The sequence below is a fragment of the Actinacidiphila rubida genome (assembly GCF_900110255.1).
Lineage (GTDB): Bacteria > Actinomycetota > Actinomycetes > Streptomycetales > Streptomycetaceae > Actinacidiphila > Actinacidiphila rubida.
Map to the genome: position 1 here is coordinate 14,547 of NZ_FODD01000044.1, position 15,123 is coordinate 29,669.

At 73.8% G+C, this 15,123-nt stretch carries 6 protein-coding genes and 2 pseudogenes; 4 read left to right on the forward strand and 4 right to left on the reverse strand.

The features are described from left to right. Positions 1–36 precede the first annotated feature (36 nt). Both BMW99_RS32225 and BMW99_RS32230 read left to right on the forward strand, forming a co-directional pair. Positions 37–840 (forward strand): nucleotidyltransferase domain-containing protein, encoded by an 804-nt coding sequence (locus tag BMW99_RS32225; RefSeq protein WP_075018073.1) that lies wholly within the window; start codon positions 37–39, stop codon positions 838–840. Positions 841–935: 95 nt separating this feature from the next. Continuing rightward, positions 936–1,337, forward strand: coding sequence for an SRPBCC family protein (locus BMW99_RS32230; RefSeq protein WP_069467649.1), 402 nt, complete (start codon positions 936–938; stop codon positions 1,335–1,337). Positions 1,338–1,361: 24 nt separating this feature from the next. On the opposite strand, the gene BMW99_RS32235 is transcribed toward BMW99_RS32230, so the two are convergent. Next, a complete protein-coding gene (locus BMW99_RS32235; protein WP_075018063.1) occupies positions 1,362–2,867 on the reverse strand; it encodes an FAD-binding protein in 1,506 nt (501 codons plus the stop codon). Between the two features lie 382 nt (positions 2,868–3,249). Between BMW99_RS32235 and BMW99_RS32240 the strand changes: the two genes are divergently transcribed. Next, a complete protein-coding gene (locus BMW99_RS32240) occupies positions 3,250–4,254 on the forward strand; it encodes an alpha/beta fold hydrolase (RefSeq protein ID WP_075018064.1) in 1,005 nt (334 codons plus the stop codon). 118 nt (positions 4,255–4,372) lie between these two features. Here BMW99_RS32240 and BMW99_RS32245 read toward each other — a convergent pair. From BMW99_RS32245 to BMW99_RS32250, 3 genes and pseudogenes are all read right to left on the reverse strand, one after another. Then, positions 4,373–6,592: pseudogene (locus BMW99_RS32245) on the reverse strand (family 78 glycoside hydrolase catalytic domain); the annotation flags it as partial. 585 nt (positions 6,593–7,177) lie between these two features. Continuing rightward, positions 7,178–7,615: pseudogene (locus BMW99_RS43335) on the reverse strand (glycoside hydrolase family 78 protein); the annotation flags it as partial. A gap of 113 nt (positions 7,616–7,728) precedes the next feature. After that, the gene (locus BMW99_RS32250; RefSeq protein WP_075018066.1) at positions 7,729–11,700 is read right to left on the reverse strand and encodes a family 78 glycoside hydrolase catalytic domain; all 3,972 of its coding nucleotides are present in this window, start codon (positions 11,698–11,700) and stop codon (positions 7,729–7,731) included. 483 nt (positions 11,701–12,183) lie between these two features. On the opposite strand from BMW99_RS32250, the gene BMW99_RS32255 reads away from it, so the two are divergent. After that, a complete protein-coding gene (locus BMW99_RS32255) occupies positions 12,184–15,003 on the forward strand; it encodes an alpha-L-rhamnosidase-related protein (protein WP_141726297.1) in 2,820 nt (939 codons plus the stop codon). Positions 15,004–15,123 lie beyond the last annotated feature (120 nt).

Genomic DNA, 15,123 nt, shown 5'->3' on the forward strand with positions numbered 1-15,123 from the left:
GACACCGCCGCCGACGCCGAGGACCGATGGCCCCGCATGGCGCGTCAACTGGCCGCCGTCGAGGGCGTCGTCGGGGTGTGCCTGGGCGGCAGCCGGGCCCGCGGCGCACACCAACCCGGCTCCGACGTCGATCTGGGCCTCTACTACCGGGCGCCCCTGGACACGGCCACGCTGCGGCGGCTCGCGACCGAACTCACCGGTGCGGCCGTCGAGGTGACGGAGCCGGGCGGCTGGGGTCCGTGGGTGGACGGCGGCGCGTGGCTGGCGGTCGGCGGCCGGGCCGTCGACTGGATCTACCGGGACGTGGACCGGGTGCGTCGGCTGTGGGAGGAGTGCGAGCGGGGCCGATTCGAGATCGGCACGCAGCCGGGCCATCCGCTGGGCGTGTACTCCCACGCGTACCCCGGCGAACTGGCGCTGGGGCGCATTCTCGCCGACCCCGAAGGCGAACTGCGGGCGCTGCAGGAGCGGATGTCCGCCTACCCCGAGCCCCTGCGCGACGCCCTGATCGCCAACGCGCACTGGGAACCGGCGTTCATCCTGGGCGGCGCACGCAAGGGTGCGGCGCGCGGCGACGCGTTCTACGTGTCCGGCTGCCTGTTCCGCGCGGTCGGCGTGCTGGTCCAGGCGATGCACGCGCACGACCGGCGGTGGCTGGTCAACGAGAAGGGCGCGGTCGCGTCGGCCGCGCGCCTGCCGTCCGCACCGCCGGACTTCGCGTCCCGCGCCCACGCCCTGTTCGCCTCGGCCGGTGCGTCCCCCGAGGCCCTGGGCGCCGTCCTCGACACCGCGGACGCGCTCGTCGCGGAGGTCTGCGCCCTTCTGCCGCCCGCCGGCTGAACCCGCCCGGCCCGCTCCGTGCCCGGTGGCGGCACCACACGGACGGCCCCGTGACGTGCCGTGCGCGCCGGGGCCCTCCCTGCCAGACTTCCGCCATGACCATCGCGTCGCGCCACATCAGCACCTGGATCGACCGGCCCGCCAAAGAGGTGTACGAGTACGCCTGCCGCCCGGAGAACCTTCCCGCCTGGGCCGCGGGACTCGGCAGCAGCGTCGAGGAGGTCGACGGCACGTGGATCGCCGACTCCCCCATGGGCCGCTGCGTCGTCGTCTTCGCACCGCGCAACGACTTCGGCGTCCTCGACCACGACGTCACCCTCCCCTCCGGTGAGACCGTCCACAACCCGATGCGCGTCCTGGCCGACCCTCCCGGCTCCGAGGTCGTCTTCACCCTCCGCCGCCGTCCCGACGTCTCCGACGAGGACTTCGCCCGCGACGCCGCCGCCGTCACCGCCGACCTGGCCACCCTCAAGCGCCTCCTCGAGGAACGACGCTGATCGCCCGGACGCGGGGGCTGTCGGTCAGGGAGTGAAGACGTGCTGGCCCGGGGCGAGGAGGTCGAGGGGGTCGTAGCGGTGTTTGGCGGCGCTGAAGGCGGGCCAGGCGCGGGCGTACTGGGTGCGCCAGTCGGTGGGGGTCATGGGGATGGTGCCGACGGGGTACTGGGTGCCGCCGGCGGCGGCGACGGTGCGGTAGGCGGCGTGGTTGGCGGCGGTGCGGGCGGTGACGGCCGCGGGGTCGGCGGGGTCGAGGGTCCACAGCACGGCGAGGAGGTAGGGGTGGGGGTCGTCCGGGACGCGCAGCAGGGGGGCGTGGAGGCGGGCGGCGGTGAGGGGGTAGAGGAGGACGACGCCGCCGGGACCGGTGTCCTGGCCGGCGAGCTGGTCGAGGAGGGTGCGGGCGAGGCCGGCGGCGCGGTCGCCGGGGAGGAGGAGGTTCAGCCACGGGTGGGCCCAGGCCCACAGGCCGGCCTGTTCCAGGGCGGCGACGCCGGGCGCGAGGCGGTTGAGGAAGTCGAAGTAGCCGAGGGTCTCGGCGGTGACCGCGCCGGAGGTGTCGTAGCGCAGCCCGCTGAGCAGCGCGGCGTCGTCCGGCTCGGGTCCGGCGGGCGGGCCGTAGGCGACCGCTTCGAGGACGTAGCCGGTGAACGCGCCGTCCGCGTCCGGCACGACCTCGCCCTCCACGTACGCGAAGCGCTCGTCCCCGGCGAGCCGCCGCTGGTCGTCGAGGAAGGTGTCCAGGTCGGTGTACGGCAGGAGGAAGTGCCGCACGGACGTGGGTGCCGTGACGAGCTTCAGGGTGGCGGCGACGATCACCGCGCACTGGCCGAGCCCCGCGCGGACCGCGTGGAAGAGGTCGGCGCGCCGTCCCGGCGAGCAGCTGACCAGTTCTCCGGCGCCGGTCACGACCTGGAGCTCCGTCACGTTGTCGACCTGGGCGCCGTGCAGGCGTGACTGGCCGCCGAGCCCGCCCACGGACAGCGTGCCGCCGACGGACAGTTCGAGGTAGTCGGTGAAGACCGGCGGGGTCAGGCCGTGGGCGAGGGTGGCGTGGACGACCGCGCTCCACAGGGCCCCCGCGCCGACCGTGACGGTGCCGGTGCCGGCGGGGCCGGGGGTGACGGGCCCGATGGCGTTCAGGGGCGTGGTCTCGATGACGAGGCCGCCCTCGACCTGTGCCTGGCCGTTGGTGCCGTGTCCCTGGCCGCGCGCGGCGATCCGGATGCGGTGGGTTGCGCAGAACCGGACCATGGCCACGACGTCGGCGACGGATCCGGGGCGCAGCACCGCCGCCGGGCTCCGGTGGACGGTGTGCCCGAAGTCGTCGGCGTCGGCCGCGAGCGTCGCGGGGTCGGTGAGGAGCGTCCCGTCGAGCGGGGGCACGTGGGCGAAGGCGCCGCCGCCGGAGGTGTCCCGTGGCGCGTCGCCGCCGGTCCGCCAGCTCCGGGTGAGCGGGTCGAAGGCGATCACTCCGACGCCCGCGGCAAGGCCGTGGAGAACGTTCCGTCGGGTGGGCTGCGGCAGCATGGCTTCCCCCTCCTCGGCGGGTCGCGACCCGCTCACGTGGCGTACGGCGGCGGCCCGGCGCGCCGGCGCCGGAGACCAGCGTGATGCTACCGGCGTCGGGATCATGACGGGGTGTCATGTGGCGGATCGGGGTGGGCACATCGGCCCGGGAGTGCGTCGGCGGGGGTCCTGGTGGTGCCACTCGCGCGGCGCCCCGACCCGCACGGCCCGGCTGCCCGCCGGCCTCCGGATTTGCCGAACCGGCAACTTCGGTGGCTCGCGTCGCGGCCCGCACCGCATCCTCGGAGGCGTCGCCGGGCCGGCGCGCACCGCGCGCCCGCTGCCGCCGCCCGCATGCCGCCCGCCGGCAGCCCGTCGACGCCAGGTGAACCGAGGAGGTCCCATGCCCCAGCCCGCCGCTCCGACCACGCAGCCCGCGCACCGGCTGCTGCCCGGCCCCGCCGGACGCATCCACCTCGTGGAGCAGGGCGAGGGACCACTGGTGCTGCTCGTGCACGGGTTCCCCGAGTCCTGGTACTCGTGGCGCCGCCAGCTCCCCGCGCTGGCCGCCGCCGGCTACCGCGCGGCCGCCGTCGACGTCCGCGGGTACGGCCGTTCGTCCCGGCCCGCGGACGTGGCGGCCTACCGGATGCGCGAGCTGGTGGCGGACGCCGTCGCCGCCGTGCACGGCCTGGGCGAGGAGACGGCCGTCGTCGTGGGCCACGACTGGGGCGCGGGGATCGCCGCGAACGCCGCGCTGCTCAGGCCCGACGTGTTCCGCGCGGTCGGCCTGCTGAGCGTGCCGTACACGCCGAGGGGCGGCCCGCGGCCCAGTGAGGTCTTCGCCCGGATGGGCGGCGCCGACGCCGCCGAGGAGTTCTACGTGCCGTACTTCCAGCGGCCGGGCGGCGCCGAGGAGGAGATCGAGCCGGACGTCCGCGGCTGGCTGGCCGGTTTCTACGCCGCGCTGTCCGCCGACACGATGCCCGGACCCGGCGCGCCCGACCCGCACTTCGTGCCGCGCGGCGGCACGCTGCGTGAGCGCTTCCCGTCCGGTGCACGGCCGGGATGGCTCGGGGATGAGGAACTCGACTTCTACGCTGGTGAGTTCGAGCGGACCGGCCTGACCGGGGCGCTCAACCGCTACCGGAACATGGACCGTGACTGGGAGGACCTCGCGGAGTTCGACGGCGCGCCGGTGCCCCAGCCCTCCCTGTTCGTGGGCGGGGCACTCGACGCCTCGACGACCTGGCTGGCCGACGCGATCGCGGCGTTCCCGGCGACGCTGCCGGGCCTGTCCGGGTCGCACATCCTCGACGGGTGCGGCCACTGGATCCAGCAGGAGCGCCCCGAGGAGCTGAACGGACTGCTGACCGCCTGGCTCGACGCGCTCCCCCGCCGGCCATGACGGCGGTGGGCTGCCGCCGGCGATGGCGAGACGGCCCACCGGGGCAGGGCGGGCCTGCCGCACCCGCCGCGCGACGGCCCCGGCCGGCCCCCCTCAGGCGGCCGGCCGGGGCGTCGGCTCAGTCCACGTGGAAGTGCCAGGTCCCGGACCCCACGCGGTACGCCGCCGCTCCGGCGCCGGAGCCCGGCGCGGGCCGTGCGCCCGCCGGTGCGTGGACCGCGCGCCCGGCCCCGGTCAGCGGCACCCGCACCACCGCCGTGGTGTTGGCGGGCAGGGTGACCGTGAGGTCGAACGCCGTGCCGTCGTGCGCCCAGCTGCTGGTGATCCGGCCGCGCACCGTGTCCTGGGTGACGGTGACGTGCCGCAGCCCGGCCGGCACCTGCGGGGCGACGGTCACGGTGCCGTATCCGGCGGACGTCGGCCGGATGCCGCCCAGCACGGTGTACAGGGACGCGTTGACGCCCGCGAACATCGCGTGGTCGTGGGTCTCCATGCCGGAGCTGTACAGCCACTCCTCCCACGACGAGGTCGCGTTGTGGGCGATCTCGAAGCCGAAGCCGGGGTAGTCGGTCTTGTCGAGGGCCGCCGTCGCGAGGTCGACGCGGCCGATCGCGGCGAGCGCGTCGACGAGGTAGCGGGTGCCGAAGATCCCGGTGTCGAGGTGGCCGCCGTTGGTCACCGTGATCGTGTGGACCAGCTGGGCGCCGACCGCGGCGACCTTGTCCTGCGGAACCATGCCGAACGCGAGCGGCAGGATGCTGGTCACCTGGCGGCCGTCGCCGTAGGTGTCGCCCGCGCTGTTGAGGAAGTGGGCGTTGAACGCCTGGCCGATGTCCGCGGCCAGTGCGGTGTAGTGCGCGGCGTCGTCGGAACGGCCCAGCGCCTGGGCCGACTTGGCGACGTCCACGGCCTGGAGGTACGACAGCGCGGTGTTGACGAGGGACACCTCGCTGAAGCAGCTCCCCGCGCCGGGACTGCCCATGCCGTCGTTGGTCCCGGGCCCGTAGTACGGCGGGCACCAGTCGCCGAAGCCGTGGTCGTCGGGCCAGATGTGCCCGGGCACGTTCGCGGCGTTGGTGTCGACGAACGTGCGCATCGCGGGGTAGTTCGCGGCGAGCGTGTCCGTGTCGCCGTACTGCTCGTACAGGGTCCACGCGAGGGAGATCTGGTCGCCGCCCATGTCGGGCTGCTGCGCGTTGCCCGCGTCGTTGGGCAGCGCGGTGCCGGGCGGCATGTCCTGGAGGTACTTGGCGTAGAAGCCGTCCATGCCGAACTCCCTCACCGCGGCGTCGTGGTACGCCTGCACGTCCATGCCGGGGGGCGTCCGCTCGTCGCGTACGGGGTTGTCGGTGGGGGTGCTCATCGAGTTGTTGAGCATGCTCCACCGGTTGTTCTGCCAGATCTGGTCCAGCAGCGCGTCGGAGGAGTCGAAGCTGCCGGTGGAGGCGACGTCGGCGTGGACGACGCGCCCGGTGACGTCGGCGGCGGTGGGGGTGCCGGGGTAGCCGGTGACCTCGAGGTAGCGGAACCCGTGGTAGGTGAAGCGGGGTTCGTAGGTCTCGGTGCCGCCGGTTCCGGCGAGGACGAAGGTGTCGGTGGAGGCGGCGTTCCGGTTGGTGGTGGTGTCGAGGGTGCCGTCGCTCCTCAGTTCCTCCGCGGTGCGCAGGGTGAGGGCGGTGCCGGCGGGTCCGCGCGCGCCGATCCGCTCCCAGCCGGCGAAGTTCTGTCCGAAGTCGTAGACGAAGGTGCCGGGCCGGGGCTGGGTGACCTTGACGGGCCGCAGGTCCTGGACGACCCGGACCGGCGGCATGGTGTCGGCGGCGAGGGTGGCGCTGGGGGCGGTCGCGGTCGTGACGGGGTGCCAGGCGGTGTCGTCGAATCCCCCGGTGTCCCAGCCGTGCTGCTCGGCCCGCGCGTCGTACGTCTCACCGTTGTAGAGGTCGTCGGCGAGGACGGGACCGGTCGACCACTTCCACGACGGGTCGGTGGTGATGTCGGCCGTGGTCCCGTCGGTGTAGGTGACGTGGATCAGCATGATGGCCTGCGGGGGGCCGCTCCAGCGGAAGCCGTACGGACTGAAGTGCGCGCCGTAGCCGGTGCCGAGCCAGATGCCGACGCCGTTGCTTCCCTGGCGCAGCGCGGAGGTCACGTCGTAGGTGTCGTACAGGTTCCGCTGCGTGTAGGGGGTGTTGGCCGGCGCGAGCACGTGGTCGCCGACCTTGGCTCCGTTGAGGTGGAGTTCGTAGAGGCCGAGTCCGTAGACGTAGGCGTGCGCGTCGGCGATCTTGCGGTCGAGCGTGAAGGTGGTGCGCAGCATGGGCGCGGCGGCGTCCCGGTCGAGCAGGGTCGGGTCGCCCGAGGGTTCCAGCTGGCCGCCGGTGACGGGCGTTCCGGGGAACGACGGGTCGGGTGAGGCGGAGAAGTCGTCACTGAACAGGGTGGTGCCGTCCAGGGCGTGGACGCTGAGGTTGTCGTAGAGGCTGTCCTCCTGACGGCCGTCGGTGGTGGACGAGCGGAAGCCGATGGTGCCGCTGGTCAGGGAGCTGTCGGTGAGGGTGTCGACCTGGGTGCCGTCGATCCATGTGGTGAGGGTGCTGCCGTCCGCGGTGATCCGCAGGTGGTGCCGGTCGCCGGCGTTGGCCGGGGTGATCACCGGGCTGAGGTCGACCTCCTTGAGGGTGGTGAACCGGCCGCCCACGTTCACGTGCGGGCGCAGCAGCACCTTGCCGGGTGAACTCGCGGTGTTGATCTGCCACATGTAGTAGTCGGAGGCGTCCTTGGCCCGGAACACGACGGCCGCGGCGGCGTACTTGACGGTGAAGTCGGTGTCCAGGGTGAAGTCGGACCAGGACGAGGTGCCGCTGCGGTCGGGCGTGATCCACTGGGCGCCCTTCCAGTCGGCGGCGCCGGCCAGCGCGGTGTCGAAGGTGGCCGGGCGGCTCCAGCCGGAGGTGGCGCCGTGGTTGTCCCACACGCGCACGGTCCAGTAGTAGTGGTGCCCGGGCGCGAGCTGCGGGCCCCCGTACGGCACGCTCACCGACTCGGCGGACGCGACCTTGCCGCTGTCCCACACGTCGGCCCGCCCGGGTGCCAGCCGGCTGGGGCTGTCGGCGACGAGGATCCGGTAGGCGGTCTGCAGTTCGTCGCTGCGCTGGGCGCTCACCTGCCAGCCCAGGCGCGGTGTCCGGCCGGTCACGGCCACCGGGTTCGCGGTGCCGTCGACGACGGGGCCGCGCACCTGGAGGCCACCGGAGTCGGCACGCGCGGACGGCGCGGTCAGCAGCGCCGCCGCCACGACGGGCACTGCCGCCAGCAGGGCGGCGGCACGGCGGCGCAGCAGCGGGGGGCGGGGACGTGGCATCGGGGGCTGCCTTTCTGGGGGCGAGCGCTGGAGGCGGACGCTGCGGGAGTGCCGCCGGGGTGGCGGGAGGGGCGCCGGGGCCCGCGTGCGGCGGGCCCCGGCGCCGTGACGGGTCAGGGCGTCAGTTCGGCTACCCGCGTGAAGCCGTCCTGCGTGGCGGTCACCGTGAGCCTGACCTGGGTGGTGGTGACGGCCGAGGTGAACGGGACCCACCGGTAGACGGACGAGTTGCCGGTGACGGTGGCCTGCGTGACCCATGCACTGCCGTCCCAGGTCTGGACGGTGAAGTCGACGGGCACGCCGTCGCTGAAGGACGCGAAGCCGACTCCGTGCAGCGCGACGGCGGCGGGCGCGGTGACGGTGAGGGTGTCGGGGTAGCTGCCCTGCGTGTCGTCGTTCCAGAACGTCGTGAGACTGCCGTCGACGGCGTTGGACGCGGTGTAGGTGCGGGTCGCGCCGTCCACGACGTTGGGGGCGTGCTCGCTCGACGCGGAAGCGGTCGTACCGGGCGCCCACCGGCCGAAGACGGGAACCTCGACGGTGGTCGAGGCGGTGGTCCCGTCGGGGGCCGTCACCTTGACCGTGACCGGGTAGCTGCCGCCGGGGGTGCCGTCCGGGACGGTGACGCGGAGCGTGGTGCGGGCCTGCGCGGTGGCCGGGGTGAGCGGGATCTGCGCCGGGGTGGCGGTCGCGGTCCAGCCCTGCGGCACGTCGGCGGTGACGGCGGCCGAGCCGCCGCCGGTGGAACGCTCCTCCACCAGCGCCGTCAGGTCTCCGCTGCCGCCGGGGGTGACGGGCGCCGCCGACGCCTGCGCGGCGGTGACCGACACGCGGGTGAACGGCTGGGCGGGCGGCCGCACGGTGAAGGTGTAGTCGCCGGAACCGGCGGTCATGGTCAGCGTGTCGTCGGTCGCCGTGCCGACGGTCAGCCCGGGATCCTGCTGCGCCGGGCCGCCCGCCGCGTAGACGGTGCGGCCGCTCTCCTCGACGGTCGAGCCGGAGCCGCCGAGGAGCGGCAGCTTGACCGTCGCGGTCGCGCCGACGGGGACGACGGCGTGGTAGGTGAGCGTGGCCCCGTCCCGCGTCCAGTCGCTGACGACGGTGCCGCGGGCGGTCTCCTGACGGCCCGAGGCGCTGGTGAGGTCGCCGACGACGCCGGGCGCCAGGGTGAGGGTGCGGTAGCCGCCGCCGTCCGTGCCGGGCTGGATCCCGGCGAGCTGCTGGTAGAACCACTGGCCGATCGAGCCGCCGAGCCCGATGTGGTCCTTGGACGAGGTACCGTCGGGGGCGCTGGAGTTGGGCCACTTCTCCCAGATGGTGCCGGGGCCCTGCTGCACCATGTAGCCGAAGCTGGGGTAGTCGGTGCGCTCGGCGACGGCCAGGGCGACGTCGTTGCGGCCGTAGGCGCCGAGGGCCTGGAAGACCATCGTGGAGCCGACGAATCCGGTGGTGAGGTGGTCGTCGTGGGCGGCGATGTCCTGCACCAGCCGGTCCACGGTGGCCTGTTCGCGACCGGCCGGCACGATGCCGAGCATCAGGGGCATGGCGTAGGCGAGTTGGGTGCCGTTGGCCCAGACCCCGGTGTCCGCGTCGTAGTACCGCTTGGTGAGGCCGGCCGCGATCTGCCCGGCGAGGGCGCTGTAGTGGGCGGCGTCGGCGGTGTTGCCGACGACGCCGGCCATCCGCGCCAGCAGGCGGGCGTCGAGGTACGCGAAGCCGGTCTGGAAGTACTCGTGCGGGGTGCTGACGGAGGCGACCCAGTCGTCTCCCCACGACGTCGGCGCGTGGACGACGACGTGGTCGGCGTCGCTGATGGTGCCCAGATAGTCCACCCACGCCTTCACCTGGGCGTAGTTGTCGGTGACGGGCCGGGTGCTGCCGTACGCCTGGTAGGCGTCCCAGATGATCTGCGGGTAGGCCGAGCCCCACGCGGGGTCGGTGCGCCAGGAGTTCTGGCCGCCGTTGGCGGGCGCGACCGACGGGATGCTGCCGTCGGCGTTGGCGCTGGTGACGACGTCGCCGAGCCACTTGTCGTAGAAGGACTGCATGTCGTAGTTGGCCATGGCCTCGACGTCGGAGTCCCCCGCGTCGCCGAGCCAGCCGTGCTTCTCGCGCGTGGGGCAGTCCAGCGGGATGGACTGCAGGTCGTTGAGCTGCGTCGCGGCGACGGCGTCCTGGATGGAGTTCAGCAGCGGGTTCGACGTGCTGAAGCCGCCGGTGGTCGCGACGTCGGTGTGGACGACCTGGGCGGTCACGGTGACGTCGGCGTCGTCGGGCAGACCGGTGACCTCCGCGTACCGGAACCCGGAGTAGTTGAAGTGCGGGGCGTAGCTCTCGGAGCCGGTGCCGGCGAAGGTGTAGTGGTCGGTCTGGCGCGGCGGATCGCTCGCGGAGAAGCTGATGTTGGCGGTGGTGACGTGGCCGGCGGAGTCGAGGATCTCGCCCTTCTTGACGGCGACGGCGGTGCCGGCGGGCTGGGTCGCGGTGAGCGTCACCCAGCCGGTGACGTCCTGCCCGAAGTCGTAGACGCGGGATCCGGCGGCGGGCCGGGTCTGCTTGACGGGGGTGAGGGTGCGGACGATCCGCGTCGGGGGCGCGGTGTCGGCCTCCAGCCGGGTGACGGCGGAGTAGCCGGTGTCGGGCTGCGCCCCGTAGACGCCGAGTTCACCGAGCCGGAAGGTGCAACTGGTGCCGATGCAGCGGAGTTTCGTGGCGGTCACCCGCACGTAGCGGGCGGTGGTGGCGACCGTGGCCGTCACGGGTGCGGTGCCGGGTCCGGGCTGGTCGGCGGTGGTGCGGTCGACGACGGTGGTCGCGTGGGCGAACGTCGGGTCGTCACCGGCCTCGATCTTGTAGCGGACGGGGAAGCCGGCGCCCTTGAAGTCGCCCGCGGGGTCGTTGGTGGGCCGCGCGGGGAACAGCGTGATCTGCCGGATGGCGCGGTCCTGGCCGAGGTCGGTCTGCACCCACTTGGTGCTGTCGTCGCTCTGTTCGATCGCCGAGTGGTAGCCCTCGGAGGCGTCGGAGGAGCCGTCGACGCCGTCGGTGAGGGCCGCCGGCGACCAGCCGCAGCAGGAGGTCGTGTCCAGGGCGGTCACCGGCCGGCCCTGCGCGAGGCTCAGCGGGTGGGCCGCGGGCGCGATGGCGCGGGCGTCGGCCCAGCCGCTGTCGTCGAGCCCGGCGGAGTCCCAGCCGGGCACGGCCCTGCGCGCGTCGTACGTCTCGCCGTAGTAGAAGTCGTCGCCGGTGACCGGTCCGGGGGTCGTCTTCCAGTCCGGGCCGGTGCCGAACTGCGTGTGGGTGCCGTCGGTGTAGGTCACGTCGAGCTGTCCCACGAACGCCGGCCGTCCGCTCGCCTGGCCCTTGCCGGCCATGAAGGCGAGGGCGTTGCTGCCGTGGCGCAGCAGGGTCGTCACGTCGAGGTCGCGGTACAGCGCGCGTGACGCGTAGTCGGTGACCGAGGAGTCGAGGACCTCGGTGGGGTCGACGACGGCGCCGTTCAGGTGCGGTTCGACGAGTCCCTGCGCCGCGAAGTACAGGCGGGCGCGGGCGACCGGCTTCACGATGTCGACGTCCCCCCGCAGCAGGGCGCCGTCGTCGGCCTGGATCCACCACGCCGACCAGTCGGAGGGATGCAGCAGTCCGGTGTCGAACGTGGTGGGCGCCGACCAGGGCGACGGCACGCCCTGCCGGTTCCAGGTGCGCACCGACCAGGTGTAGCTGTGGTCGCTGCTCAACTCGGGCCCGCCGTAGGTGACTCCGGTCGACTCGGCGGACACCACCCGGCCGGAGTCCCAGTCCGCCGCGTGGTCGCGTGCCCGGTTCGGGCCCGGCGCGGCGCCCAGCCGTATCTCGTAGGCGGTCTGCGCCTGGGCGCGTCCGGTGTCGCGCACCGTCCACGCCAGGAGGGGGCGGGACTCGCCGGCCGGCAGGCCGGCGCCGTGCCCGTCGACGCGCAGGCCGGTGGGGGCGAGCGGGCCGGAGCCGGCCGCGGCGTCGCGCGGGGTCACGGCGCCGGCGGGCACCGCCGGCGCGGTGGCGAGCAGCGCGGCCGCCGCGGCGACGCCGGTGACGGCGACCGTCACGGCGTGTCCGGCGGTACGCGACCGCCGCCCTGGTCGAAACCCGGGCCATGGCATGGGGCACCCCTTCCTCGGAGGTACGCGATCTGCGGAGATGCAAACGTTTCAGCGGGAGTGCGGACCCGCGGTGGCACTACGGCGAGCGCCCCGGCGGGCGGGCGGACGGCGAGCGGACCGCCGACCGGTCGTGCGGTGACGCATAGAACGATTCAAGACTGCCCGCGACCATAGGTGGCGTTCTGACAGGTGGTCAAGAGGCATGCGGTGAGGAAAAGCCGGCCGGGATCACGTCTTCGAATTGAAACGTCTTCAATTCGCGAGCGGGATCTCTCGCCGCATCCGACCCGGGGAGCGCGCCGGTGTCCACGTGTGTGCGACCACCTCTGCCGCACCTATTGACGGCCCCGATTCCCCTCCGTATATTCCCCGGCGTATTTCTGGGAATGAAACGATTCATTCCCTGTCCCCGCTCTTTGGGAGCTGCTGATGGCCACGCCACACCGTGCGGTCCACCCTCGCGGCCGCAGACGTCTCGGCTTCTGCCTGGCGCTCGCCGGCATGACGCTGGCCGGGCTGCCCGCCGCCGGCGCCACCGCGGCCGCGACGACGACCGCCGGATCCGCCCTGCCTGCCGGGACCGCGGCCGCGTCGCACGACCGCCCCGGCGACGCCGACAACTTCGCGCCCGCCACCCGCACCGTCGCCCCCGTGCGGGTGACCCGCACGACCGGGTCGGTCACCGACCCCGGTGGCCTGCTCGACGGGAGGCCGACGGCCCTGACGGGCGCCGACTCCTCGCTGACCCTCGACTTCGGCAAGGAGGTCGGCGGCCTGGTCACGTTGCGCTTCACGAACGGGGCCACCGCGGGCAGCCGCCTCGGCCTGGCCTTCACCGAGTCGTCGCAGTACATCGGCACCACCAGCGACGCGAGCAACGGGGGCGGCGGCAGCGACGGCGCGATCTTCGCCGACGTCGCGCCCGGCGCGTCCTGGACGATGCCGGCCGCCTCGCTGCGCGGCGGATTCCGCTACCTCACGCTGTTCGGGACGTCCGGGACGCCCGTCGCCCTGGACCAGGTCTCGCTCGCGATCAGCTTCGCGCCGACGATGACGGACCTGCGCGCCTACGCCAACTCCTTCTCCTCCAGCGACCCGCTGCTGAACCGCATCTGGTACGCGGGCGCGTACACCGTGCAGACCAACACCATCGCGCCGACGACGGGCCGGGTGTGGGGCCCGCCGGCCACCGGCTGGGACAACTCCGCGACGGTCGGCACGGGCGACACCGTCCTCGTCGACGGCGCCAAGCGCGACCGCACGGTGTGGCCGGGCGACCTGGGCGTGTCCGTGCCCACCGAGTACGCCTCCCTCGGCGACCTCACGCCCACCCGCAACGCCCTGACGACGCTGTACCAGCACCAGGCAGCCTCCGGCGAACTCCCCTTTGCGGGGCCGCAGGTGAACTTCTACGGGTCGGACACCTACCACCTGTGGACGCTGATCGGCACCGCGAACTACTACCAGTACGCGCACGACAGGGCGTGGCTCGACGGAGAATGGGCCGGCTACCGGCGCGCCGTGGCGTTCTCCCTGGCCAAGGTGCAGCCGGACGGCCTGATGTCGGTGACCGGCACCGCCGACTGGGCCCGGGGCGGGCAGGGCGGGGAGAACATCGAGGCGAACGCGCTGCTGTACCAGGCGCTGGTGACCGGCGCCGCGCTCGCGGACGTCGAGGGCGACGCGCAGTCCGGCTCCGCGTGGACCGCCGCCGCCGCGAAGCTCAAGGAGGCCGTCAACTCCACTCTGTGGGACGAGGCCGCGGGGCAGTACCGCGACAACCCCGGCAGCGACCTGCACCCCCAGGACGGCAACTCCGCCGCGGTGTGGTTCCAGGTCGCACCGGCGGACCGCGCCCTGCGGGTCAGTGCCGCGCTGAGCCGCAACTGGAACGCCTACGGCGCCACGACCCCGGAGAAGAACGGCGAGATCGCCACCTTCCCCGGCTCCATGGAACTCCAGGCGCACCTGCAGGCCGGTGACGCGACGCGGGCGCTCGACCTGATGCGGCGCGAGTGGGGATACATGCTCGACTCCCCCCTCGGCACGGGCAGTACGTTCTGGGAGGGCTATCTCGCCGACGGGCGGCTCGGCTACGGCGGCGCCTACATGAGTGCCGCGCACGGCTGGGCCACCGGACCCACCTCCGCTCTGACCTTCTACGTCCTGGGCATCCGGCCGCAGTCGGTCACCGGCGGCTACGCGCTCCGCCCGGAACCGGGCGACCTGGCCTCGGCGCAGGGGTCGCTGCGCACGCCGCTCGGCGACATCCGCCTCGCCTGGCACCACGACGTCTCCGCGCGGACGTTCACCGAAAAGGTCGACGCTCCGGCCGCGGCGGTGACCGAGGTCGACGTGCCGACGTTCGGCGCCAGGACCCGGGTGACCGTCAACGGCAGCGTCGTCTGGAACGGGCGCAGCGGATCGGCGTACGGCGCGCACACCGACGGCGGCTACGTGGTGCTGCGTGGCGTGCCGTCCACGGCGGACATCGGCAGCCAGGCCCTCGGGCGCGTGACCACGGCGCTGAGCGCCGCGGTGACGGCCGCGCCCAGCACGCCGCTGCGGGCCGGCCAGACGCTGACCGTGCCGGTCACGGTCAGCGCGACGGGTGACACGGTGCTGCACGGCTCGGTCACCGCCGGCCTGCCCGCAGGCTGGACCGCCGACCCGGCCGCGTTCACGGTCGACACCCGCGACGGTCCGACCGACACGGTCGTCCCGGTCACCGTCCACGCGCCGGCCGGCGCCGCGGGCGGTCCGCAGTCCCTCACGTTCACCGCGTCCGCGGGCGGCGCGTCCGCGCACACGGCCGCCCAGGTGCTGGTGTTCGGCGTCTGGCCCGAGGGCACCACGGCGGCCGCGTCCAGCTTCCACGCGCCGAACGTGTACGAGGGGCAGCAGCGCACGTACGACCCGGCGAACGCCCTCGACGGCGATCCTTCGACCTTCTGGAACGACGACACACCGGGCGCGTTCCCCGACACCCTGACCGTGACCTCGCCCGCCGACGTCACCCTGCACGGCGTCGGGTTCGCGTCCATGGTGGACGGCGTGCCGACGGACTTCGCCGTGCAGACCTGGGACGGCACCGCCTGGGTGACGCACGCCCAGGTGACCGGCAACACGGCGGTGGACCGGTGGGTCGCGTTCGACTCCCCCGTCACCACGACGTCCGTGCGGATCGTGGTGAACGCGGCGCAGACGCAGAACGGCGACTTCTCGCGGGTCGCCGAACTCACCCCGTAACACAGCCGCTTGTGCGTACCGGTCGCCGGGCCCGCCGCGTGCAACCACGCGGCGGGCCCGATCGTCATGTCGGGCAAGCGCGTCGGCGTGGCACGCCGGCGCGCGTCGAGGGGGACACGG

Bases quoted from the DNA above. Each gene is read 5' to 3' on its own strand.
- BMW99_RS32255 (WP_141726297.1), top strand. From the start codon at position 12,184: ATGGCCACGCCACACCGTGCGGTCCACCCTCGCGGCCGCAGACGTCTC.
- BMW99_RS32240 (WP_075018064.1), top strand. From the start codon at position 3,250: ATGCCCCAGCCCGCCGCTCCGACCACGCAGCCCGCGCACCGGCTGCTG.
- BMW99_RS32235 (WP_075018063.1), bottom strand. From the start codon at position 2,867: ATGCTGCCGCAGCCCACCCGACGGAACGTTCTCCACGGCCTTGCCGCG.
- BMW99_RS32225 (WP_075018073.1), top strand. From the start codon at position 37: ATGGCGCGTCAACTGGCCGCCGTCGAGGGCGTCGTCGGGGTGTGCCTG.
- BMW99_RS32230 (WP_069467649.1), top strand. From the start codon at position 936: ATGACCATCGCGTCGCGCCACATCAGCACCTGGATCGACCGGCCCGCC.